This window comes from Dyadobacter sp. LHD-138 (genome assembly GCF_030929615.1).
In the GTDB taxonomy this organism is placed as follows: domain Bacteria; phylum Bacteroidota; class Bacteroidia; order Cytophagales; family Spirosomataceae; genus Dyadobacter.
Window position 1 is genome coordinate 310,894 of the sequence record NZ_JAVFVU010000004.1, and the last position, 23,500, is coordinate 334,393.

Annotated in this window: 18 protein-coding genes; 11 read left to right on the forward strand and 7 right to left on the reverse strand. The window is 42.5% G+C overall.

Going from position 1 to position 23,500, the window contains the following annotated elements; translation table 11 throughout:
- Positions 1–64: 64 nt before the first annotated feature.
- The gene (locus RB622_RS04085) at positions 65–3,211 is read right to left on the reverse strand and encodes a GH92 family glycosyl hydrolase (RefSeq protein ID WP_308045239.1); all 3,147 of its coding nucleotides are present in this window, start codon (positions 3,209–3,211) and stop codon (positions 65–67) included.
- 432 nt (positions 3,212–3,643) lie between these two features.
- On the opposite strand from RB622_RS04085, the gene RB622_RS04090 reads away from it, so the two are divergent.
- The 3 genes from RB622_RS04090 (at position 3,644) to RB622_RS04100 (ending at position 9,333) form a co-directional block, all read left to right on the forward strand.
- Positions 3,644–4,444, forward strand: a complete 801-nt coding sequence (locus RB622_RS04090) for a GntR family transcriptional regulator (RefSeq protein ID WP_308045240.1) — start codon at positions 3,644–3,646, stop codon at positions 4,442–4,444.
- A 218-nt stretch (positions 4,445–4,662) separates the two neighbouring features.
- On the forward strand, positions 4,663–7,806 hold the full coding sequence (locus RB622_RS04095; RefSeq protein ID WP_308045241.1) for a TonB-dependent receptor: 3,144 nt from the start codon (positions 4,663–4,665) through the stop codon (positions 7,804–7,806).
- Positions 7,807–7,824: 18 nt separating this feature from the next.
- A complete protein-coding gene (locus tag RB622_RS04100; protein WP_308045242.1) occupies positions 7,825–9,333 on the forward strand; it encodes a RagB/SusD family nutrient uptake outer membrane protein in 1,509 nt (502 codons plus the stop codon).
- Between the two features lie 89 nt (positions 9,334–9,422).
- Here the strand turns inward: RB622_RS04100 and RB622_RS04105 are convergent, their stop codons facing one another.
- The 3 genes from RB622_RS04105 to RB622_RS04115 form a co-directional block, all read right to left on the reverse strand.
- Complete coding sequence (locus RB622_RS04105; RefSeq protein WP_308045243.1) at positions 9,423–10,319, reverse strand: hypothetical protein; 897 nt, start codon at positions 10,317–10,319, stop codon at positions 9,423–9,425.
- Between the two features lie 183 nt (positions 10,320–10,502).
- Positions 10,503–11,333 carry an SPFH domain-containing protein gene (locus RB622_RS04110; protein ID WP_308045244.1) on the reverse strand — a complete coding sequence of 277 codons (831 nt, stop codon included), beginning with the start codon at positions 11,331–11,333 and terminating at the stop codon, positions 10,503–10,505.
- Positions 11,334–11,338: 5 nt separating this feature from the next.
- Positions 11,339–11,515 (reverse strand): hypothetical protein, encoded by a 177-nt coding sequence (locus RB622_RS04115; RefSeq protein ID WP_308045245.1) that lies wholly within the window; start codon positions 11,513–11,515, stop codon positions 11,339–11,341.
- 217 nt (positions 11,516–11,732) lie between these two features.
- Here RB622_RS04115 and RB622_RS04120 point away from each other — a divergent pair, with 217 nt between their 5' ends.
- Positions 11,733–11,960 carry a hypothetical protein gene (locus tag RB622_RS04120; protein ID WP_308045246.1) on the forward strand — a complete coding sequence of 76 codons (228 nt, stop codon included), beginning with the start codon at positions 11,733–11,735 and terminating at the stop codon, positions 11,958–11,960.
- A gap of 287 nt (positions 11,961–12,247) precedes the next feature.
- Here the strand turns inward: RB622_RS04120 and RB622_RS04125 are convergent, their stop codons facing one another.
- Positions 12,248–14,056 (reverse strand): gamma-glutamyltransferase family protein, encoded by a 1,809-nt coding sequence (locus RB622_RS04125; RefSeq protein ID WP_409021416.1) that lies wholly within the window; start codon positions 14,054–14,056, stop codon positions 12,248–12,250.
- A gap of 362 nt (positions 14,057–14,418) precedes the next feature.
- On the opposite strand from RB622_RS04125, the gene RB622_RS04130 reads away from it, so the two are divergent.
- Together RB622_RS04130 and RB622_RS04135 are read left to right on the forward strand one after the other, a co-directional pair.
- Positions 14,419–14,637, forward strand: a complete 219-nt coding sequence (locus tag RB622_RS04130; RefSeq protein ID WP_308045247.1) for a hypothetical protein — start codon at positions 14,419–14,421, stop codon at positions 14,635–14,637.
- Between the two features lie 100 nt (positions 14,638–14,737).
- Positions 14,738–14,926, forward strand: coding sequence for a hypothetical protein (locus tag RB622_RS04135; RefSeq protein ID WP_308045249.1), 189 nt, complete (start codon positions 14,738–14,740; stop codon positions 14,924–14,926).
- Positions 14,927–14,930: 4 nt separating this feature from the next.
- Here RB622_RS04135 and RB622_RS04140 read toward each other — a convergent pair whose 3' ends face one another.
- Positions 14,931–17,393: a TonB-dependent receptor domain-containing protein gene (locus RB622_RS04140; RefSeq protein ID WP_308045250.1), complete on the reverse strand. Its 2,463-nt coding sequence runs from the start codon at positions 17,391–17,393 to the stop codon at positions 14,931–14,933.
- A gap of 368 nt (positions 17,394–17,761) precedes the next feature.
- Here RB622_RS04140 and RB622_RS04145 point away from each other — a divergent pair, with 368 nt between their 5' ends.
- Together RB622_RS04145 and RB622_RS04150 are read left to right on the forward strand one after the other, a co-directional pair.
- Positions 17,762–18,883, forward strand: a complete 1,122-nt coding sequence (locus RB622_RS04145) for a histidine kinase (RefSeq protein WP_308045251.1) — start codon at positions 17,762–17,764, stop codon at positions 18,881–18,883.
- Positions 18,880–19,626 carry a LytTR family DNA-binding domain-containing protein gene (locus tag RB622_RS04150; RefSeq protein WP_308045252.1) on the forward strand — a complete coding sequence of 249 codons (747 nt, stop codon included), beginning with the start codon at positions 18,880–18,882 and terminating at the stop codon, positions 19,624–19,626. The genes RB622_RS04145 and RB622_RS04150 overlap by 4 nt, the downstream gene beginning before the upstream one ends.
- A 181-nt stretch (positions 19,627–19,807) precedes the next feature.
- Here the strand turns inward: RB622_RS04150 and RB622_RS04155 are convergent, their stop codons facing one another.
- Entirely contained in the window at positions 19,808–21,280 is a 1,473-nt protein-coding gene (locus RB622_RS04155; RefSeq protein WP_308045253.1) for a MutS-related protein, read from the reverse strand.
- Positions 21,281–21,620: 340 nt separating this feature from the next.
- On the opposite strand from RB622_RS04155, the gene RB622_RS04160 reads away from it, so the two are divergent.
- Genes RB622_RS04160 through RB622_RS04170 form a run of 3 tightly spaced genes read left to right on the forward strand, consistent with a single transcriptional unit; the run spans position 21,621 to position 23,430 of the window.
- Positions 21,621–22,169: a hypothetical protein gene (locus tag RB622_RS04160; RefSeq protein ID WP_308045254.1), complete on the forward strand. Its 549-nt coding sequence runs from the start codon at positions 21,621–21,623 to the stop codon at positions 22,167–22,169.
- Entirely contained in the window at positions 22,097–22,813 is a 717-nt protein-coding gene (locus RB622_RS04165; RefSeq protein WP_308045255.1) for a hypothetical protein, read from the forward strand. Before RB622_RS04160 ends, RB622_RS04165 begins: the two co-directional genes overlap by 73 nt.
- On the forward strand, positions 22,813–23,430 hold the full coding sequence (locus RB622_RS04170; RefSeq protein ID WP_308045256.1) for a type IX secretion system membrane protein PorP/SprF: 618 nt from the start codon (positions 22,813–22,815) through the stop codon (positions 23,428–23,430). Before RB622_RS04165 ends, RB622_RS04170 begins: the two co-directional genes overlap by 1 nt.
- Positions 23,431–23,500: the final 70 nt, after the last annotated feature.

Below are 23,500 nucleotides of genomic sequence, written 5' to 3' on the forward strand. Positions count from 1 at the left end.
ATGTTATTTATATAGGTTTAGTTTTCTGACGCGGCTTGTCGTGGACCTAGCTGTGTCAAAGTTATTATTCGTTCGAAGGAAGTGTTCCAATGCCCCAGTTCATATTGGGTTTTGGCCCCATTTCTAAAATCAGTGAACCGCCCTTCAAAAGATCCGAGGCATTGAACCAAAAGTTGTTTAACGGTTTGCCGTTCAGCTTGGCACTTTGCACGTAAACATTTTTCCGGGAGGTATTTTTTGCTTCAATGGTGAAGGTTTTGCCACGACCAAATTGCTGTCCAAGATCAATGACCGATTTTTCAAACAACGGACTGCCGATCTCATAAACCGGGTTAACGCGCGTTCCGCCGTCGGTTTGGAAAAGCCCGAGCGCATTCATGACAAACCAGGCACTCATTTGCCCCTGATCTTCGTCGCCCAGGTATGCATTGGAAACTTCGTGTCCGTAATACCGGTCCACAATCGAACGGCTCCATTTTTGGGTTAACCATGGTTTTTTAACCCAGTTGAAAAGAAAGGCAAAATGCATCGACTGCTGGTTTCCCTGCACGACCGGGTAATCCCAATACTGGTCGTTTGGGCCGTTGTAACGCCATTTTTCACTCTCATTAAATCCCCAGTCCAGTCTTTTTACAAACTCGCCTTCGCCGATTGTCTTAGCTAATCCGGGTACATCCTGAGGGACAAAAAAAGTTAACTGCCATGCATTTCCCTCCACATAATGATGGTTCGCCCCTGATTTAAACGGATCAAAATCGGCAAGCCAGTTTCCTTTGGCATCTTTCATCCGGGCAAAACCGGTTGCCGGATCGATTACATTTTTCCACCAGTTTCCTCTGTCTTTGAAACGCTGATAATCTTCTTTTTTGCCTAATGACCGGGCAAATTGGGATACAGTGTAATCATCAAAGCTGTATTCCAACGAGTTGGAAAAACGTCCCTCATCATAGGGTACATACTTGTGTTTCAGATAAGTTGGCAAATCTTCGTTACCTGCACGTCCGCCTCCGACGTTCGCGGCGGGGGTGGTTTGCATTTTTTTGACTGCCTCATAGGCTTTGTTCACGTCATAACCCCTGATGCCCATTTGATAAGCACCAACGATCAATGGAATTTCATGCTCAGCAACCATGACGGGGATGTATTCCATACCTGCAGGGCCTTTGGCCAGCCATCCGCTGCGGTCGTACATGGCCAACTGCGATTTCACCCAGCGGTTCGACCACTCCGGTGTGACCAGATTCCAAAACTGATTCAGGTTCCAGAACGTGTTCCAAAAGGCATCACAGCCCAAAGCAACATCATCCTTGTTTTGGAACTTGTTAATCTTCTCATCCGCGTCCCGCCAGCTTCCGTCTGCATCGCTGAACGTATTTCTGCTCGCCAGCGACCGGTACATGTTGGTGTAAAATCTTTCCTTTTCGCGCTGATCGTTGCTGGTAATAGCGACCCGACCCAGCAGATCATTCCACACTTTTTCCTGATTTTGTCTGACAAGATCAAAGTTCCAGTCAAACGGATCGGATATCTCCGTTTTTAAATTCAAGGCCGCATTTTCCAGGCTGACATAGGAAATGCCGGATCTTACCTGAACGACCTTATTTGTTTTTGTGTCAAATTCAAGATAAATACCCGCATTTTTGGCGCTGTCAGCCAATAAGTTGGTGTTTTTTCTAACTTCGTTATTCAGCCAAACACCGTAATTTTTGATAGACTGATCAAACTCGATTACAAAATGTACTTGATACCGCTGGTCAATTCCGCCCGACCAGACATTAGTTGATAACTGATCGCTGTAACCTTCAATCCTGCGGTCGCTTACCTTATCGATTTTAATGTTTTTAATCTTGTAGCCGTATTCCGTTGGAATCTGAAAATCAACCATGACCCGGCCCAAGTCGCTGTTATGATACGTGTATTTTTGAAATGAAGCGCGTGTTGTAGCGGTAAGTTCGGCTGTGATATCGTTATCCGTCAGGTTGACCTTGTAATAACCCAGTGGAGCCTGCTCGGAACCCTTATCAATTCTTGAACGATACCCGTCGTCAGGGTTATTCTGATCCCCCATTTTAATTTGCAAAGGCCCGCTGGTCGGGAAAGTTCCCAGCCCGGTCATCGTCCATTCATGAATGTGGCTGAATGTGCCGATGGATTCAAAAGTAGGGTCGTAACCGGCCTGCCAGCCATTATTTTGATTATCTGGACTGAGTTTCACCATGCCAAAAGGCATCCAGGGGCCCGGCGCGATCATCCATCTGGAATGCCCGGCGCCCATCATGGTGTTGACATAACCCGCAGGCGTTTTAAGTTTCATTTTTCCCCGCTGCACGGTATCCTTTCTTACCAGATTATGATCGATAAGTACCTCGTAGTTACTTGATTTGATTTGAGAAACAGACGGCATGGGTGCTTCCAGTATGTACCGACCCTGTTCAAGGATCTGGCTGAGAATAATTTGCCCATCAAGCTTCACCTGAACGGTTGGGCTGCCTTTGACGTGGGATAAGTCAACCAAAAGAGGCTGGCATAATTTACCGGATTTTATGATCTCATAATCAGCGGGCTTGACATTCCGGACCAGTGCATTGCCGGGGATTGTCAGCGCTGTTTTGGCCGGACCGTCCAGTTTGATCTGATCAAAAACCAGCCAACCACCCTGCAGAGAAGTTATAACGATTTCATTGGTTCCTGTTTTTATCAATTCCGATGGAAGCTCGATTTTCATCAGCTGTTCCTTCGGATTTGAAGAAAACTTGTCGGGATCCTTATAACCTGATCCCTTTTTTAGCTGAAACTCCCAGGATTTACCATTAACGAGAATTTTTACAAACGGTGCAGCCAGCGAATCAGTGTCCAGTACATCAACCAAAAGCTGCCAGTTGCCCGAAACCGGTTTTTCTTTTATTTCAAAAAGGACAGTCAGAAAGTGAGAGCGAATTCCGGCAGTATTACCCGTTCCTCCCCATCCATTAACGGGGCCAGGGAGTACGTATGGCCAATCCTGTTGAACTTTTGAATGTCCGACAAGGAAGTATTTGTCTTCATACCCGAAATCATTTTCAACAAAACGCTTGAACTGATCCGGCGCCAGCGCCAGTCCTTTTGGGGAATTTTCACTTTCGCCAATTTGCCATATGGTCTTTTGCTGACTATGGGCAATCTGGCAGGTCAGGGATAAAAATAGTAAGGGTAGGAATAGTCTGTTTATCATCGGAAAATTTGATTTTAATACGGTTATCAGGCAGTTTTATCGGAAATCATCGGGTGTGTAATATGAACATATTTCCATTTATGTTGGTATGTATGTACATATTGTTTGGCAAATGTAATAATTTCTATTTTTAGTTTTCTTAAATTTTGATAAACTTTTTATCTGCTATTTATACTTGCTTAACTAAACCGATTTATCAGCCGTGATTTGGTTGCTAAGGGCAGGAATTTCAGTTGGCGTAAATCATTTTTTAATGTGCCCGAATTTATATTTTCTGTAACTGTTTGATATTATTGGTGTTATAATATTTTTGTATTCTTTCCAGATTAAAATTTACCACTTTTTCTCAAAATAGTGGTAAAATAATTTTTCTGTTAAAATAATTATTTTCAACTTTGATTGTTCATATGTATAAACATAGTAAGAGCAAACATGGAAATATTTAGTATCAATCATGAAAGTCCGCTTCCCCTGCATGTTCAGGTAGAGGAAATATTGAGACGACTGATTGTTGATCCTGAATATCAAAATGGAAAACTTTTCCCCAACGAAGTTGATATCGCCAAAAGACTTGGCATTTCGAGAAACACGGTCAGACAGGCCTTAAACAAGCTGGTTCACGAAGAGCTTTTGACGCGTAAAAAGGGTATCGGAACAAAAGTTTTGAAGAACAACATTACCACCAAATTAAATAAGTGGTCGAGCTTCACGCACGAGATGCATGAAAAGGGAGTTTCGTTCAAAAATTATGATGTAAAAACCGAATGGGTGGAAGTCGGAGAAGAGATTTCCACACTTTTTAATGTTAGTTTAAGTACCAAAGTACTTAAGCTGGAAAGGCTTCGGGGACTGGACTTGGGCCCTATTGTGCACTTTGTATCCTATTTTCATCCGCGTGTTGGGCTTACGGGTGAGGAGGATTTTTCCAAACCTTTGTATGAGATGCTTGAACGCGATCACCATACGGTGGTTGCCGTTTCAAAAGAAGAAATCAGTGCTACGCTGGCTGACGAAAAGCTGGCCAAGATTTTGCACTTGAAACCCGGTGATCCGGTTTTATTACGCAAAAGAATTGTTTGTGATCCGGGTGACAGGCTAATCGAGTATAACCTTGGTTACTACCGGGCAGATCGCTTTACTTATGCTATCGATATAGCCAGGCTTGTTGCGGTTGCAATGGGGTGGACCTATGCTTTGGCAGACCGCTTTACGTATGCACTTGACATAGCGTAGGCTTGCATTTTAATCCTTTTCTATAAAGACGCCAATCGGCTTATTTACTTAAGCGGATAAAGGTTTGCTGTTGATCATGTATGAACATATGTACATGAATTGAAGGATTATAATCTATTAATTACAAATGAGAATACTTATTCGCTCGCCTGTTTTCCGGCGTTTGTCTGCTTCAAAAGTTCAAAATAAATTCTAAACTAGTCAACCTAATGGAAAGTATGAGAAGTCATGTACCAAGACCCGTCATTCAGTCGGGGCGGATTATGAAAATAATCTTACTGAATTTATTGCTGGTGAGCTCATTGAGCGCGCTTGCCGGTGGCCGTTCATTTTTGACGGCAGATAAAGTGGTTCGCGGAAAGGTGGTAGACGGGGGGAATAATTCGACATTGCCGGGTGTAAATGTGGTAATAAAAGGATCGAGCGTAGGGACTTCGACAGACGCGGACGGAAATTTTTCTATTTCTGTACCAAACGAATCTTCGGTTTTGGTATTCAGTTTTGTTGGTTTTATAAATCAGGAAGTTCGGGTTGGAAACAAAACGACTTTGGAAGTTGCGTTGCAATCGGATTCCAAAGCACTTAGTGAAGTGGTTGTGATCGGTTATGGTACGGTTAAGAAATCCGATCTTACCGGTGCAGTTGCTACCATCAAGGGAGAGCAGCTGATGGACAAACCTGTACCTAACGTTTCTCAGGCCCTGCAGGGGAAAATTGCCGGGGTGGAAGTAAGTGTGAACAGCAACGCACCTGGTGCTGCGGCGAAAGTCCGTGTACGTGGTTTGGGATCTATCAACTCCAACATTGATCCGCTTTATGTGGTGGATGGTGTGATCGGGGTTGACGGAAACTCGATTAACCCCAACGATATCGCTTCTCTTGAAGTATTGAAAGATGCTTCATCCACAGCGATTTATGGTGCGCGTGGTGCCAATGGTGTGATCATGATTACGACCAAACGTGGAAAAAGCGGAGGTACAAAAGTATCTTACGACGGAAACGTAAACGTGAGTGATTTGTACCGCCATGTGAGAACACTAAACTCAGAAGAATTTGTTAAAACATACAATCAGGCTTTTGCCAATGGTACAAAATTTGACCCGGCAGGTGGCGTCTGGACACCTCAGGCTCCTTTGAACCACGCGAATTTTCCTTTGTTATTTGATGCCAACGACAAGCCTTTGTACAATACCAATTGGGAAAAAGAAGTATATAAGCCAGCTGTTTCGCACAGTCATCAGCTTAATTTTCAGGGCGGTAACGATAAAACTGTGTACAGTTTATCCTTGGGATATCTGGACCAGAACGGCTTGATGCTTACTTCTGGATTTAAACGCTATTCGGCAAGATTTACGCTTGACAACGATGTGAACAAGTGGTTGAAAATAGGCGGAAGTCTTTCGCTTATCAAAAGCAGACAACGTATGGTTTCTGATGGCAATGGTAGTTTGAACGTTCCAAGGATGGTTTCGGAGGAGGTTCCGATCGTGCCTGTTAAATATCCGGACGGAACATGGGCTGGAAACAACGATATCGGTGGGCTTGAAGGAGGACCAAACCCGGTGAACATTGCCCACAACCGTTACACGATCAACAACACGTTACAGGCGCTTGGAAACACTTATTTGTTGTTCCACATTACAAAAGACCTGGATTTTAAGACTGATTTTGGATTTAATTTAAACGCACAGAAAAACAACTACTTTTCGTCTCAAAATCTGGCACACATGTCTGCCGATCAGGGTGGGGTTGCCAACATGAGAAATTATTCCAATAACTACTGGCAGTCGGAAAACTACCTGACCTGGAATAAGACTATTAACGCCCGTCAGCGCTTTACAGCCTTGCTTGGGGCGTCGTGGCAGCAGTATTATCAGGAGACGAATTTTGCTGAAACGCAGAATTTTATCGACGACTTTTTCCAGTGGCATAACCTGGGTTCGGGCTCTGTAAGAAGTTCAACAACATCGGAAGATTACAAATGGACGATGAACTCGTATTTTGCCAGGGCTACTTATAACCTGGATGAAAAATATCTGTTGACCGCTACCGGCCGTTTCGACGGTTCTTCGAAATTTGGCGCGAACAATAAATTTGCGTTTTTCCCATCGGTCGGCGCTGCCTGGCGTATATCGGAAGAAGGCTTCCTGAAAGGAAACAAAAACATCACAAGCCTGAAATTGAGAGCGAGTTATGGTCTTTCCGGTAACCAGGAAATTGGTCAGTACCGCTCCATTGCACAAATACAGCCGGGTACAACCAACAATACTTCGACAGTTTTGGGAGGTGCATTGCAGTCGGCGTTATTGCCAAGTTATCTTGGAAACCCAAACCTGAAATGGGAGCGATCGCTGCAATTTGATGCCGGTGTTGAGTTGGGTATTCGTGAAAACATTAACCTGACGGTCGATTATTACAACCGTGTGACGAAGGATCTTTTGCTTCAGGCACCCATTCCGTGGTCTGCGGGTCAAACGAATGCGAACGTCTATCAGAATGTTGGATCGGTTAGAAACTCAGGTTTGGAAGTTAGTTTGAATACAACAAACATTAAAACAGACAATTTTACCTGGACAACCAACTTCATTTTTGCTGCGAACAAAAACAAGATTTTAAAACTGAACAACGGTAACGCGGATATTTTTCCTGGTCCTAACTTCCTTGGACAAACCAATATCCTGCGGGTAGGTGAGTCGATCGGTTCTTTGTACGGGATGACGCGTTTGGGAACTTACAGTAGCGAAGAGGCTGATCTTGCAGCGAAACACAACCTGAAACCGGGTGACAGAAAGTACATTTACAATGCGGACGGAAGCAATTATTACAGCATTATCGGTCGCACAACGCCGAAATGGACGGGAACTTTCAGCAGTACAATGAACTACAAAGGCTTTGATTTCTCATTCGATATCCGTTTTGTGCAGGGCTTGAACACGGCAGGAACCTACAAACACTCCGTGGAAGACAGACAAACGATCGCGAACAGCCTTGCAACCGTGCTGGATGCCTGGACGCCGGATCACCAGAATACGATGATCTCGCAGGTGCGTAACTATAAATTTGCGCAGGATTCCCACTTCGATACCTGGTGGGTAGAAAACGGATCATTCATCCGTGGCCAGAATTTCACATTCGGTTATTCCTTACAGGATGCCGCTTTGCAGAAGCTGAAACTGAGCCGTCTGCGTGTGTATGCAAGTGTGCAAAACCTCTTTGTGATTACGAAATATACAGGATATGATCCTGAGGTTGATACGTTTAACTCCGGCTATGGTTCTAACAGTTCATTCTCCCAGAATCTGGACTTTTTTGCCAATCCTCGCCCACGTGTCTGGAACCTTGGATTAACACTTACTTTTTAACCTGTAACTGAAATAGATATGAAAGTGCTAAAAAATATATTATTGGCCGCGTCGCTGCTGACGTTAGGTTCTTGCAAAGACTTTTTAGATGAAAATCCGACAGGATTTTTAACGCCGGACTCTGATGTTTCCAGCACAAAAGTGGCCAGGGCTTATGCAAATTCCGGGTATGTTTATTTGCAGGGTTTGCTTGCCGGACAGCCGTCTTCTTATGGCGGAAATACCTGGAATTTACTGGAATTCATGACGGGGAAGGCGAATAGCGATCTTGGTCAGACCGGATTTATCAATTTTCAAAACCTGGGTTATAACAATACCGCGTTTTATATTGATACCTGGTGGCAGCAAATGTATCTGGGGATTGGTGCCTGTAACCTTGCGATACAAAGCATTCCGGGTATTAATGCCGCTGGTTTGACAGATGCGCAGAAAAACAACATGCTTGCGGAGGTACATACCTTACGTGCGTTGTATTACTTCAATTTGGTTAGAATGTATGGCGCCGTTCCTAATGTAACCACGGTTCCAAAGGATCTGAACCTGAATCTTCCGCGCACAGCCGCCAAGGATATTTATGATCAGATTATCATTCCTGATCTTTTATTCGCGGAAAAATCAACTTTGCCATGGTCTGACAACACCGGAAAAATTTCAATGGGGGCTGTTGAATCAATTTTGGCAGATGTGTATCTGACTTATGCTGGCGCGGCCATCAACGGTGGTGCCCAGTATTATGCGGAATCTGCAAAACGTTCGAAAAGTGTTATCGACAACGGAGGTTATACCTTGTTTCCGAACTACACCGATATGATTCAGCCGGTTAACAAAAATACAGGCGAGTTTATTTTTCAGGTGCAATATGCTGCCAGTGTTCCGTTGACCAACCCTTTGACGCCACTTACAATTCCTAACTTTTCAGGGATCTCAAAGTATGCGGATGAATACGGTTCGGTTTATCCAACACCGGAATTTATCAAATCTTTCCCTGCCGGGGATAAGCGTGTGGAGGAAAGACAGTTTTTCTATACGAGCTATCCGAATTTGAAAACGGGACAAACGATCAAGTTTAAAAATACTTACATCTACAAATGGTTTGATGTAAACGCGATCACCAACACGGTTAAGTCGGACTTGAATTATACCTTGTACCGTTTGGCGGATGTGTACCTGATGTATGCAGAAGCATCGAACCGTGCCGAAGGAGCACCGAACAGCAAAGCAGTTGAGTATGTTAACAAGATCCGCTCGCGCGCGAATTTGTCAGCGATCGGGGCATTAAGTCAGACTGCTTTTGAGCAGGAAGTTTGGTCGCAGCGTTATTTTGAACTTTGTTTTGAAAACAAAATGTGGTTTGACATGTTGCGTACAAGAAAGGTACATAACGACGTGACCGGTAACTGGGATAATTTCATCGGTCATAAAACGGTGCTTGGTGCGACTTTCTCAGAAAAACAATTGTTATTTCCTGTGCCAAAACAGGAGTCAGATGTGAACCCGAATTTGTTGCCAAACAATCCTGGTTTTTAAGTTGAACAAATAAATTTTATAAATAAATAAGGGACACATTTTGCGTCCCTTATTTATTTACGTGTTATTTATAAAATCTGTTTTGCGTATCAATCAAGGTTCAGATCTTTCTTCACCTCCATAACAAACGCTTCATCCACGTCAGCATAATGGGCAATTTCGGTAATCGTAAATTTTTTAGCCGTCAATAAATTGGTCACAAATTGAAGCTCTTTTTTTTCTGCGCCCTCTTCCATGGCGAGCATATTTATCGTTTCAATAATTCCCATAGCATGTCTGTTTCGTGTTAATATATCTACTTCTAACTCAAATTTACTATTTATTTCCTTATTTTCAATGTGGATAAAAGTCTTCAAAAAGAAGAGGAAACGCCTGATCTGCTCGTTGTTATACTTCCTGGTTTTAATTAGCGCACGTGCAATGGTTAACCGCTGTTCACCCAGTTCAATCTCTGGAATTTTGTTGATCAACAGCGCTTTTTGTGCTGCCAAAACAATCAGGGCAAAAGGATTATCCATACTCAAAAGCTGCTCTTCACTGTAATCTAAAATATGAAATGCGTTGTATTTGTACAGAATTTCGGTCCCGAGAAAACTTTTGTGAAAATAATCAGGTCGTTTTTGATTTTTACCGCCTGTAAAAACGGTCATCGCAACAATGTCGACTCCATAACGATCATAAATCCGATACCAATATTGAAACATTCGTGATGCGAAGTCATCCGTGCCTTCGCCCTGTATTTCGAGATGAATTAAAATCCATTCTTCCGTACCATTTTGCAAGTAGGTTTTTACAAGCATATCTGCGAAACGGCTGCCACCTTTCTTTTCAAGTTCAGGAAAAAGCTCGTGCAATTCCTTATCCATAAACTGAAACCCTCTCGCCAAATCAAATAACGCATCGGTGTTTTGGAAAAAGAACTGCAAAAGGTCAGGGAAAGCCTCCTCAAATGCGCTTTTCAATAAGATGTCATTTTTTCTGCGCATAGGATGAGCCGGCTGATCATTTTTAATCCATCGTGTTTACCTATTACGTTGTTATCAGTTTTGGTCACCTAAACGTGCGGATTTTAGTTACAGACTCAAAATGACAACCCCCTGAAATAGTCCGTTAAGACTCTTTCAAGGATTTGTTTATTCAGCGATCAGAAAAACAAGTTTCAGAAAACACTATTTAATCCCCAGCATCAGACTTGCGCCGCCAGCGTTGGTCGTTGGCAATACGCCGTTCCATTTAGAAACCCACTCCTGCTGGATAAGCAGCGGCGTCAGTGTTTTTTGACGTAACTGATTCGCTTCTGCCTCGGCTCTTGCTTTAATTAAAGTAGCTTTTGCCTGGCCTTCTGCTTTTGCAACCAGTACTTTTGCTTCGGCTTCCGCTTGTTTAGCCATATTTTCAGCCTTTAATCTGGCCTGAATAGAGGTGTTTTTTTCGTCGATCATTTGACGCAACGACGGTGGTGGGGTTATGGCTGAGGTAAGTTGGTCATAGATAAATCCATCTTTGCCCAATGTTTTGGTCAGCACATTTTGCACACGGTCTTCGAACACCTCACGGTTTGACATCACGCTGTCCGAGGTAAACGAGTTAGCAACAATACGGTAGGCATCATAAATTGTGTTTTTCATAAATCCCTGCTGGATTTCCCCCAAGGGTCGGCGATACTGACGGTAAATCTGGGGGACCTTGTCGGGGTTGATATGATAATTCAATTTGGGGTCTACCTTAAATTCGGCAGCGTCCTTTGTGGTGATCACGAAAGAATCATAATCCACACTTTGTGTAAAGGTTGGGAATTCTATGATTTTCGTCGTCCAGCTGTTGTACCAAACCCTTCCAGTCACCAATGTGATGTTGTCCACACCCTTATCCGTTCCGTATAGATTGATTTTAATGCCGACATTTCCCGCGTCAATATTTTCGAACGAGAAGGGCTGAACCAATAAGACAACTATCGCAGCAATAAAACTTATAACGCCAATCGTAATTTTTCTAGTCATACTTATCATAGTTTGGATTTGAGAAAGGTGAATATTTCTTTTAACTCAATAATGAAAAAATAAAGTGATGCACCCACAACGGCCAAACCTCCGAAAACCAACAGATCGGATTGAGAATTCACCAGTTGAAGTGAATAGGTAATTGCGGTAATGATTGCGATGATTTTAAGAATGTGTATCATGATTTTTGATGTTTGTTAAGTAAAGTAAGTGCCTGATAATTTAGGGAATATAATAAATTTTATAAGTGGTCCCCGGCGATGGTGATGTGTTGCGGGACTCCACCAATGAATTATCAATCCGTTAAAAATGTAATGATTTTAAACCGTTAAATAGTAAATTACTGTCTGAAAGTATTGGTTTGAAATATCTGTTCACAACAACTATCGATTGCGAAAAATGAAAAGTACAGATTTGCCTTCTCCGAATGTTCCGCTGCTTTTTACCGGTCATGACGGAATACAGCACAATGGATTTTATAACGGGCTTTTAAAGGTATTTGTTGAGCGTGTAGGGGATGAAACGTCCGGAGAAGTTGGAGTGACCTTTACGCTTGATAACATCCGGGAATGGGAATATCAGGACGATCAGGAAAGCTCAGATGCTGATATTTTGGAGATATTGTAGTTTTACTATTGTATAACTAACTTTTAATGAGTTGGTTCCATTTTTTTTTGGGGCTGAATTTGAGAGAGATTGGCACACCTTTTTATCCATAGCATAAATTTTGCCATTGGATAATTTTAATACATTTAACGAGACAATTCGATTAACTTTAATTCTTAACGTTGAGTAGTGGTGTATATAAGGATCCCGGATTTTCTGGGATCCTTTATTTTGGTCGTTTAAGCGTACAAGTAGATTTTAAAAGGACTCTGTCGAGGCAGCGTTTACAGTTTCAGGATTACCGGATTTTACCAGCCAATGCCATAGTCTTCGCCGTGATTGCTGGAACCACCCCACATCGTCCCGTGAATCCAGTCGAAATAAATGGCATTGATGGGACCGCTCGTACGCGGCTGGTAGGAATTTTTATAACCCATTCGTGAAAGTTCTTTTCTTGTCCAATCGGGCATGGCTTCGTTGAGAATCAATCCGCCTGGTTCTTTTTCATGTTCGCCAAAGCTCGCGTACATTTGCAATGTTTTAAAACTCGGCGCCTCGGTCGCTTCCTGAACTGTCATCCCGAATTCCACGATGTTCAAAAAGAATTGCAGCAATAACTGATCCTGTTCATCACCAGCCTGCTTGGCAAAAGAAAGAAATGGTTTTCCGTCTTTCAGAGCCAGGCTTGGCGTCAGCGTAACCCTCGGACGTTTACCCGGTTCAACCACATTGAACGGATTTTCCTTGGCATCCAAAACGAATGACTGCATACGCTGACTTAGCCCGACACCGGTATTTCCGGCGATGCAGGCAGGTACCCAGCCGCCGCTTGGCGTGATGGATACCACCCAGCCCTCTTCATCCGCAGCTTCAACAGAAGTCGTGCCGGCGGTGAACTCCTCCATGAACTTTTCATCCAATCCGTTTGAATTCCGCATGGAAACCTGCTTGGTACCCCAGGTTTTTATCTGATCTCGGTAAGGATTTGTTTTTCCCTCAAAAGGGTAGGGATCGCCTGGCAGCACCTTTGGGTCGTTTTTCTCCCAATCGATCTGCTTGATTCTTTCCTTTGCATACTCTTTGGAAAGCAAACCTTTCATAGGTTCTTCGGGAGCAAATGCCGGGTCTCCGTAATAAAAGTCACGGTCTGCAAAGGCCAGATTCATGGTTTGATACAGGGTATGCACGTAACGCGAGGAATTATAACCCATCCCCTTAAGGTCAAAATTTTCGAGCATATTCAATGCCTGCAGCATCACCGGACCCTGTGTCCATTGCTGCATTTTGTACACATCGATACCTTTGTAGTTGGTCATCAGGGGCTCTTCGATTTTTACCTTCCAATTAGCCAAATCCTGTTCAGTGATAAGTCCGCCCTGTTCCTGGCAGCCGCGTGCAATTTCTTTTGCGATGTCGCCCTTGTAAAAACGATCATAGGCGGCATGGATTGCTTCTTTCCTGGTTTTTCCTTTTTTTAATGCCTGTTCCTCGGTGTCTACCAGTTTTTGTAAAGTTGCCAAAAGGTCTTTTTGGACAAATACTTCACCGACATCCGGCGCTTCTCTTTTTTCGCCAGGATGTGGTAAAAAAACCTTTTTGGAATAGGGCCATTGTTTGATTTTATCCTTGCCTTTCTCAATGGAGTTGGCAGTTTGCGCTTCAATAGGGTAGCCCTCGGCCAGCTGCATGGCAGGTGCTAAAACCTGTTTCAGGCTCATGGTTCCATATTCGGCCAGCATGGTCATCAATCCGCCTGCAGTGCCGGGCGTTGTTGCAGCCAGCGGACCAAATTCCGGTGGGTATTTCATCCCTTTGTCTTTGAAAAAATCAGCGGTTGCTCCGGTTGGTGCAATCCCCATCGCATTCAGGGCGATCACTTTTTTTGTTTTTGGATTGTATATCAAAGCCTGAGTTTCTCCGCCCCAACTCAATACATCCCACATCGTGCAGGTAGCGGCCAGCATGGCGCAGGAAGCATCGATCGCGTTTCCGCCTTTGCTGAAAATCATAGCTCCCGCAGTAGCAGCCAACGGTTTTCCCGTGATAGCCATCCAGTGTTTTCCATGGAGCGGCGGTTTTTGGGTGGTGACAGGAAAGTTATTAAAGGCCTGACTCATTGATTTGTAGTGAATTCCGGCCAGGGCCAGCGAACAAACCAGAACTTTTATTTTCATCATGCGGATAAATTTTTAAGATATTTCGGGGAAATGGTTGGGTGCGAAATAATGGAATGTCAACAGGCTATTTTTCTTTCTTAAATGTAGGTAAAAACTGGCAAATGGATATGCTTTGGTATAAGATTGGTGTGGGCTATCGTTAAAAGGTGCAGCCTTCTGAAATTATTTGGTGTATTTTATCGTGCGCCGTTTACGGGTTATAGCACAGGCATCGACCGGTAAAAGCAGTCGAGTCTGATACGAAAACAGGATACTACCGCTAAATGTCGTAACTTCTGAAAAATAACAGAAAAAGGTAAATTATGAAAGTTAAGGTTACGACAAAGGAAGATTTACCGGAGCCAGGTGCTGTTGTGAAATTTAGAATAAAAAATACGCATCAATGGCGACTGGGGTACAGGGACAGTGAAGGAAGCGACTTTATTGAAGAGCCCCGTGGCATCGTGTATCGCTATTCATGGAATCAGATTGATGAATATTTGCTGATAATAACACCGGAAGAAAATATTCAGCAGCACTGATTTCATAACCGGCAGGTCAGAGATCTGCTGGTTTGTTCTTTAGATACTTCCCGCCAATAATTTTCCTACCTTTGGCGCCTGTATTTTATAAAAAGATCCTATGCCAGTTCAAAAATTCAATGACCGCGTCCGTGTAAAAGTTAAAAACAGCTCCGATACCTGGATGATTTTAGAGCATGAAAATATCAAAAAAGGGGCAACTGTTAAGTTTACCGGTAAGGTTAAATGCAGAAATGAAAAGACTGGTGAAATAAAATTTTTCAGTGAAAACGGGTGTGAACTTGCCTGATCATTTAGTCCTTTCGTATACGGTCTCTTTCATCGGCAGAGCTGGAATTTGCAGTCTTCCGGTTTTTGATATTCCCGCCAAACGATCTGGAATAGGTTAATTTAAAAATAGGTGTTTTTCTGGATTCGGTATTAATCTGTACATGATTTTTAATATCGAAGGCTTCTTCAGTGATTGTTCCGTAGCGGGTATTGATCTGAAAACTTTTCAGGATATCGGCTATTGATAACTGTAAACTTCCTGCGTTGTTTTTCAATTCTTTTTTAATGCCGCCATTCAAAGTTCCAAATCCATCGATTTTTACTGAGCCATTGTAGGCCAGTGAATTGTACCAGCCGGAAATTTCTATGTCAAAGTTTTTGGGCAATTTGAAGGTCTGGCTAAAATTCAGTGAATAACCCAGATAAGTTTTTTCTACGGGTTTTCGGGTATGTTCAACTTTGAACTGACGCAGGCCGCCTGTAAAACCGTAATTCATGTTCCACCAGTTATTTATGCTGACAGGTACACTGGTCTGAAAGGTCAGATTATTTTGATAAGCCAGATTTTGCGGTGAAATGTAAAGCAGGTTTCCGGCCGGTCTTTCAGTGATCTGATAACGAACAATCGGATTGTTATCTCTGCTGAATAGCAGTGAAAATGAATAACCCCGGTAGTTGTAGCCGGCTTTCAGGTTATGCGTAACGGTTGATTTCAATGTCGGGTTTCCGGTGTAAACAGCCGTGGGGTCGCTGTATGAGACGTATGAAGCAAGGTCGTTATAGGCAGGGCGGCTTATCCTTTTTGAATAAGACAACATTAGCTCTGAATTCTCATTCAACTTTTTCGAAAACAAAATATTGGGAAACAGTGTGCTGAGTTTTCGGTTTACAGTATTTTCTGTCGTTTTCGGATCATTCATCCGGCTATGGGAATATTCATACCTAAGTCCGACGGATAGGTTAACCGACGGATTTAACTGAGAATTTAAAGACGCATACAAGGCGGCAATGTTTTCCCTGATGTCGATGTGATTGGAAGTTTCTCCACGCCGGACCCACTGCCCGTCAATCAAACTTTCAATGCCTGAAAGACTCCGCCCTTTCGTAAAGGTACCTTTGAGACCAGCTTCCAGCGTCAGTTTTTTATTGATTTTTTTAACGTAATCCATTTTCGCAACCCCAACCTGAATCGATGTATTTGCAAACCCCTTTTGTCTTGGCGCGAAAAGGCTGTCGTTATTACCGGCCTTTGTTCCATTTGTGTTTTGCAAAAAACTCTCAATTTGTGAAGGATTGTCGTTAGCAAAGTAGAGATAGTCTGTGTTTAGCGTCAGTTTTTCTCCCCCTTTCAGTTGCTGTTCCAGATAGGCTGAAGAAATCACATTTTTCCACCGGTTAACCCCGGATATCTGCGCCCGCAGCAGCAATAAGGAATCGGGAAAAAGAAGATATTCCGCATGGGTGAAATTGGAAGATGATGCATTGCTTTTATTGTAATTGACCGAAGCGCCAACGGAAATTTTTTGATTTAACCGGGAATCAAATCCAAGGGTTAGGCTGTGGCTGTTTTGCAGCACTTTGGCCGTATCCCAGGCTTTAACCGTCAAATCTCCGCCAAAAACCGGCATGTTTTGATCACTGACGATATACATGTCGCTGTATGTTCTATTTCTGGAAAACTGATAGGAGCCGTAAAGATCTGTTTTCTCGGAGTTACGAGAGAAATTAAGACTACCGGTTCCTTTTTCCGCTCTGCCATAACCGGCAGTCAGCGCCATACTTCCGTTTGTTCCGCGGGTGTTATTCTTTTTCATCACGATGTTGATCAAACCAGCACTGCCGTCCGCATCGTATCGGGATGGAGGCGTTGTCAGTAGTTCTATTTTTTCAATGTCGTTTGCACTCAGACCATCAAGCAAACCGACAAGCTGGGCCAGCGGCATTCGTATAATCTTACCGTTGATCATCACCATCACACCATCTTTTCCGTTTAGAGTGATACCGTTATTGCGGTGATCGATCATCACGCCCGGCGCCCTTTCCAGTACAGCGAGCGCGGAGCTTCCTTTTGTTAATACACTGTTTTCAATATTAATAACCGTCCCATCTGCACGCTGCTCAAACAGAGGTTTTTCTGAACGGACCAAAACTTCTCCCAATTGCTGTGCATTTTCCCTTACAATGCGTTTACCAAAATTTTTTACAGATTGGGAAACGCTTAATACGAACGTTTCAGAATACCAGGGCTGATAACCGATACTGCTAAAACGTAGCAGGTAATTTCCGTATGCTGCATGGCTAATGCTAAAATTCCCGAATTCATCGGTCAAAACACCTTTGGCCAATGTGGAGTCTTGATTGTTTAAAAGCAGGACATTGGCAAAAGGGATAGATGTTCCGTTTGCCGTTATGAACGTTCCGGTAATTTGCGCATGGCTATTTTGCGTAAGAAAAAAGACCAGCAGACTTGCAAAAAAAAGCTTCATTGGCATTGTTTTTAGATGAGAAAAGAGTACAAAACCAGCTTATGGTCCTGATAGAAGTTTGACGTACAAAAAAACAGAGACTGGAAATGCCTGAGAAAGATGATTGCTAACCCGTTCAGTAAATTTGACGATTGACCGATATCGGGCTAAAATGCACGTAAGCGTTTGACGTAATGTAAGATTTGCCTGTTTGGCATCCGTAAGGCTCCGGTTGTCAATTATTTACGTCGTTTCATGTATTGGAGAAAAAGAACGGCCGCGAATTGACTATTTTGTGGAATCAAAGTATTTTAGATGAAGCAAACCATGTTGAGGCTTGTCCGTAATTATTTTCGGTACGATACTGGTGTTTGATAAACAAATGATAAATGGATCCATTGGCGGAAAGCGGCTACAAGCAGCACTGGTTTTTTAGATATAAACTTTACCAGATTCCTTTTTGGTGCGGTTATCAGTATTTGTGGTGGGTGATTGCGATGGGAAATCCCGCCAAAGCAGCGCACAGTATCTTATTTACCAGTTTCTTCATAAAATTCCTTTTTTACCTTACTTTTCAAATTATCGCCGTTTGTTTCAATTTATACTATCTGATTCCGGTTTATCTGGAAAAGGGAAAGTATCTGGCGTACGGAATATATCTGACTTTGACGATCCTGGCGGCTTCCTGGCTAATCGTTCCCGGTTATTACTTAACGGCCTTTGCTGCCGGAAAAACCGCTCAGGAGTTTTACGGGACGATGAACTGTTTCTATTTTTTTATCAGTACTTCCTTTCCGTCAACGCTTGCCAGCATGACGCTGGCCATGAGCATTAAACTCACAAAAAATTGGGTGCAGACTGAAAGAAGACAGCAGTTGCTCGAAAAGGAGAAGCTGGAAACGGAGCTACGGTTTTTGAAATACCAGTTTAATCCGCATTTTCTTTTCAATAGTATTAATTCGATCTTTTTTCTGATCCATAAAAATCCGGATATGGCTTCCGATTCTCTTGCAAAATTTTCGGAACTGCTGCGACATCAGTTGTACGAAAGTAATGATCAGAAGATCGCGCTGAATAAAGAAGTAACCTATCTTGAAAATTTCATTGAACTGGAAAAGCTCCGGCAGAATGACAACCTACATGTCACATTCGAAACGGATTATGCTTTGAACGGACATCTGGGCATTGCGCCTTTTATTCTGATGAATTTTGTTGAAAATGCATTCAAACATGTTTCCAGACACGTCGATCAGCCAAACTGGATACGGATAAATCTGGAAGTGGAAAACCGAAGATTACACTTTTCGATTGCAAACAGTTCTTCGCCAAACGTTTCAAATGAAGTGATCCGTTATGGCGGTATCGGCATAAAAAATGTGCAACGGCGGCTGGATCTTATTTATCCAGGACAGCATGAATTGAAAATTGACAATAACAGAAACAGTTTTGAAGTAGCGCTTCATGTCCAGCTGTCGGCGCTTGAAGCGCCTCATTTAAACCTTGTATCATGATGAATTGTGTTATTGTTGACGATGAGCCGCTGGCCAGAGAAGGCATCGCCAGTTATGTGCGGGAGGTGGATTTTCTGAATCTGGTTCAGACTTGCGAAAACCCGGTTGAGCTGATCAGTTTACTGGATGAAAATAAGGTGGATCTTGTTTTTCTCGATATTCAAACGCCGAAGATGAATGGCATTGATTTTTTGAAAATCGTACAAAATCCACCAATGGTTATCATCACGACCGCTTTTCCAAGTTATGCATTGGAGAGTTTTCAGCTGAATGTGCTCGACTATTTATTAAAACCCATCACGTTTGACCGGTTTTTCAAAGCAGCGAAAAAGGCCAAGGATTATTATCAGTTGATAACAAAATCGCAATATCCTGAGCAAACCCAGGTCGAACCAGAAGCTGATTATTTCTTTATAAAATGTGGAAGCAAGTATGAAAAAATTCTTCTGAATGAGATTCTTTACATTCAGGGAATGCAGAATTACGTGACGATCCATACGTTGAGAGGGAAATATATGACTTTACTCTATTTGAAAAACCTTGAACGGAGTCTGGGAGCTAATGCATTTATTCGCGTACACAAGTCGTATATCGTTTCGATCGGTAAAATAGAGGGGATTGAGGGAAATGAAATTTTTATCGGCGTCAATCGTATTCCAATGAGCAGGAATTATAGGGAGTTGGTTATTAATCAAGTGGTTACAAGTAAACTTCTGGATAAAATAAGATTTTCGGGAGGGTGATACTATTCAAAGTGCTTACCGTTAAATAAGTTTAGCTTTATTTATCTAACGGTATTTTTTAGCATTGTATAAAATTAATCCTCCTCTATCAGATTTGAGATGTTTCTCAGGAAAAACCGGCCTTCATCAGCCGGTTTTTTTGTGGTTAAAAGTTAGGATTTTACTAAGCAGATTTTGATCACTATCCTTTTTTTGAACCTTGGATCCGATCAGCTAACAGCGTAGCCTCCTCGACGACTTCTTGCGGATAATCGTTTAATGATAATATCCGGATTGCATTGGTTGTAGGAAGATTTCCGGGTTTGATCTTATAATCGAATAGAATTTTATCGTACTGGATTACTTCGGAAAAGTGGTATAAGTCGAATGTATTTTTGAGAAAACCCGCTAGTTCCAGGTCGTGGGTTGAGACAAGGACGATGTTGTTCTTTTTATTTAGATAACTCAATATCGCTTTTCCCGCGGCAATCCGTTCAATGGTATTGGTGCCTTTAAATAATTCATCTAGCAAAAATAGATTTTCTGATGCCAGCTCACTTTCTTGTAGTAAGTTTTTTACAGTGAGCACCTCTTCAAAATAGTAACTTTTACTATCAAGCAAATCATCCGAAATTCTGATGGCAGAGTGGATTTTCATTCTTGACACTTTGAATTCCTTTGCGAAGCAGGTGTGTATAGCCTGTCCAAGTATAACGTTGATGCCTATGATTCGGATGAAAGTAGTTTTGCCTGACATGTTAGAACCCGTCAGCAGGGCCGATTTTCCATTCAGATCAATATCGTTGGCCACGGAATTATAGATCAGCGGATGATAAGACCCGGTTGTATGCAGTTCTTTTTTAGTTGAAATGATGTCGGGAATGCAAAAATAAGGCAGATCATTTCTCAGGGAATCTATTGAAAGGGCTGTCTCAATTTCACCAATAAAAGTAAAAACGGATGCTATGTGCTGTCGCCTGGAATCAAGAAAGGGTAAGATTTTAAACAACAGAATTGGCTCTATTAAAAATAAGGCTTTAATCAGCTCAACAAAATACTCCACAAAAAGTCCTGCTTCGCTTTGTAATTTGGCCTCGATCTTAAAAATGGACATCGAACGGCTCAAAGTTTCCAGTTCGCTAACAGATTTGGTTACGCCTTCATCATGCAGATATTTATGCTTTAATAGCTTCCCGGCAATCTGATTCATGACGAGCAGCTGTGGAATGGAGCTCGCATATTGATAAAGGTTGTTTTTGTTCCAGTAATGAATGCCCAGGTTAACGGGAAGCAAAAAAATGATCAATATGAGTGCCTGCTGGAATAAAAATGACAACAGAACGGCACCAATGCTGAGCAGGGAAAGGCTTTGAATAATCCAGAACCATTTCGGTTTTTGAAGATGCGGACCCTGAAAAAGCGAGGCGACGTAATAGGCATCGTTATGATCCAGTTTTGAGATTTCATCCAAAACCAGTTTTTTTAGTTCCTTGTCATGATTAAAAAAAGTGATCAAAGCTTCTATTCTGTCGCTTCGCCGGTTGTCTGAGGGGATGGTCCTTATTACATGATAAAGATATTGCTGCCCAATTGAGGATGTTGTTCTGTCAATAAATTTGAAAATATCTTCGAGATCCAGGTCATGATAGGTTCTGTCGGATATGATCTGCTTCATATCTTCCTTGTTACTTTTTAGAAAAAAACGCTCTATTTTATTGAAATTAAAGTCATCAGGTTTAGTTTTTTGTTGCTGACCTGTTTCGTGGTTTCTTTTCCTTTTACCAAACATAGCGGATTTTTTTGTCAAACGATCGGTGCCATTTGTTTGTCAATATCTGGTAAAAATAGGTGACTTACAGTATATTAGTGCCTTGTGGAGAATCTGTTCGTTGAATGGTTTTGTAGGCTGACAACTACAAATATGAAAGAACGGCGGTCCAAATGAGTGATTTGTGACTGGAAGACAATACTTTGTTTTAATATTCATGATGTTGATGATTTAATCCTCAGAAAAAATGAAATACAAGAAGACCTGCTTGCTCCTTGTCTTGGTTTGCCTGCAATTATTGGCCTGTGATGTCGATGACACCATCGTATCCGGGAACTACACACGCGGCGATTTAATCGAGAGCGTTGAAAAAGGCACACTGACCAAAGATGAGATCGTCGATCGTGTGACGGAATTGTCTGCAAGCGCCTTTGCGCAATATGGTGTGAGCTATGAGGTGATCACCTATCGAACGGAGTACATGGGCAAGCCTATTGACAGTCGTGGTCTCTTGATATTGCCTCAAAACGCTGACAAAATTCATCTGCTCATGTATTGCCACGGCACTGAATTACCATCGGTCAGGCTGAATGTTGAAAAAATAACACCTTCATTGTACGATGGCGGCAGGGTTGATTTCCGGGACGTACGCAACATGGGTCTGGGCTGGGCGACGGCGGATATGCGGTATTTATTCCGGATTACATCGGTTTTGGACTTACTTTGGGTAAAGACCATCCGTATGTATATTATCCTGAAATGTTTATTTCCAATATCGATGGGCTCCTGGCTGTAAAAAAGGTATTGAAGCAAAAGAAAGCAGACTATGACAACCGTTTGTTTTTGACTGGCTGGTCTCAGGGAGCAGGTGCTGCACTTTCGGCGCACAAATACATACAGCAAAACTATGCCGAAGATTTTTCAGTGGTCGCTACCTCCGGGTTATCCGGTCCATATAATTTTAGCCATTTTGCCGAAACCTTCCTGGAAAGAAGGAAAGAGAATATCGATGCATTACCGATATTTTCCTGGGGATTATATTCATTAAATAAATTTTCAACGCTTCGCCGCCCGACTGACCAAATCTATACCTATCCGGTGTATGACCAGTTTGCATCAATTTTAACCCCTTCGAAGAAACCTGATGAAGTATTCAGTGATTATTTTTTAAACCATTGGACAAACGGTTCCGACATAGCATTGACAAAAGCGCTGATGGATAATTCCTTTCACCAAGGCTGGAAACCGGTCGGGAAAGTATTCCTGCACCATGGAGATGCTGATGAGCTGGTGCCATCCTATAACACGGAAGATGCTTATAAAGGGTTGACCGCTGCTGGCGGAGATGTGAAAAAATACATGTATCCCGGCGGAGGGCACGCCAGTGAGTTGGGCAATTTTATTTCAAACACTTTAAATGAATTTAACCTGTTGAAATAATGAGGATATTTTATGTAATGCTGCTCGCTATCACATTTCCGCTGGCAACGCGTGCTCAAAATTCCATCCGTCCCAATATATATCTGCAGGATATGCAGTATTACAATCCGGCATCTGTTGCGATAGACAGTTCTCAGTCGTCGCAGACTGCAATCTATGGTAAATATAAATCCGTGGATAACGAAGACGATATCTGGAAGAAGCCGATGAACCTCTGGCTGAGCCATGCTGCAAGGATTGGTAGGAGCAATTCATTTTATACCATCTCTTATGTAAATGATGTCTACTCGTTCTACGACCGGAATGCCATTTATCTTGGGTATTTGCGGCAGCAGAGAATAGGTAAATCATCCACACTCAGTTTTGGAGGACGTTTGGTTGGAAACTTAGACGCCATCCATTGGGATGATTTTAAACTTCCTCATTTAAAAACCGGAAGCTCAAAGCGCTTCAACCCTGATTTGGATTTGGGCGTTGTGTATCAATTCAGGAAATTGAAAGCTGGACTGGGAGTGAAAAATATCCTGGCCAATTTCAGTAAAATAGGAGGGTCCACACTGCTGAAAAAGGATCAAGCCAAATTCTTGGGGGGAATTGAATCGGGACTTCATGCGTAGAGTTTGGATAGTCTGAAAAGGAAGAATGAAATATCCCTGACACCCCGTGAGGTGGAACGGAACGCTTTTA

Bases quoted from the DNA above. Each gene is read 5' to 3' on its own strand.
- RB622_RS04135 (WP_308045249.1), top strand. From the start codon at position 14,738: ATGCCAGTTCAAAAATTCAATGACCGCGTCCGTGTAAAAGTTAAAAAC.
- RB622_RS04110 (WP_308045244.1), bottom strand. From the start codon at position 11,333: ATGACTAGAAAAATTACGATTGGCGTTATAAGTTTTATTGCTGCGATA.
- RB622_RS04100 (WP_308045242.1), top strand. From the start codon at position 7,825: ATGAAAGTGCTAAAAAATATATTATTGGCCGCGTCGCTGCTGACGTTA.
- RB622_RS04150 (WP_308045252.1), top strand. From the start codon at position 18,880: ATGATGAATTGTGTTATTGTTGACGATGAGCCGCTGGCCAGAGAAGGC.
- RB622_RS04145 (WP_308045251.1), top strand. From the start codon at position 17,762: ATGGATCCATTGGCGGAAAGCGGCTACAAGCAGCACTGGTTTTTTAGA.
- RB622_RS04130 (WP_308045247.1), top strand. From the start codon at position 14,419: ATGAAAGTTAAGGTTACGACAAAGGAAGATTTACCGGAGCCAGGTGCT.
- RB622_RS04155 (WP_308045253.1), bottom strand. From the start codon at position 21,280: ATGAAGCAGATCATATCCGACAGAACCTATCATGACCTGGATCTCGAA.
- RB622_RS04160 (WP_308045254.1), top strand. From the start codon at position 21,621: ATGAAATACAAGAAGACCTGCTTGCTCCTTGTCTTGGTTTGCCTGCAA.
- RB622_RS04085 (WP_308045239.1), bottom strand. From the start codon at position 3,211: ATGATAAACAGACTATTCCTACCCTTACTATTTTTATCCCTGACCTGC.
- RB622_RS04170 (WP_308045256.1), top strand. From the start codon at position 22,813: ATGAGGATATTTTATGTAATGCTGCTCGCTATCACATTTCCGCTGGCA.
- RB622_RS04120 (WP_308045246.1), top strand. From the start codon at position 11,733: ATGAAAAGTACAGATTTGCCTTCTCCGAATGTTCCGCTGCTTTTTACC.
- RB622_RS04090 (WP_308045240.1), top strand. From the start codon at position 3,644: ATGGAAATATTTAGTATCAATCATGAAAGTCCGCTTCCCCTGCATGTT.
- RB622_RS04115 (WP_308045245.1), bottom strand. From the start codon at position 11,515: ATGATACACATTCTTAAAATCATCGCAATCATTACCGCAATTACCTAT.
- RB622_RS04140 (WP_308045250.1), bottom strand. From the start codon at position 17,393: ATGAAGCTTTTTTTTGCAAGTCTGCTGGTCTTTTTTCTTACGCAAAAT.
- RB622_RS04105 (WP_308045243.1), bottom strand. From the start codon at position 10,319: ATGCGCAGAAAAAATGACATCTTATTGAAAAGCGCATTTGAGGAGGCT.
- RB622_RS04125 (WP_409021416.1), bottom strand. From the start codon at position 14,056: ATGAGTCAGGCCTTTAATAACTTTCCTGTCACCACCCAAAAACCGCCG.
- RB622_RS04095 (WP_308045241.1), top strand. From the start codon at position 4,663: ATGAGAAGTCATGTACCAAGACCCGTCATTCAGTCGGGGCGGATTATG.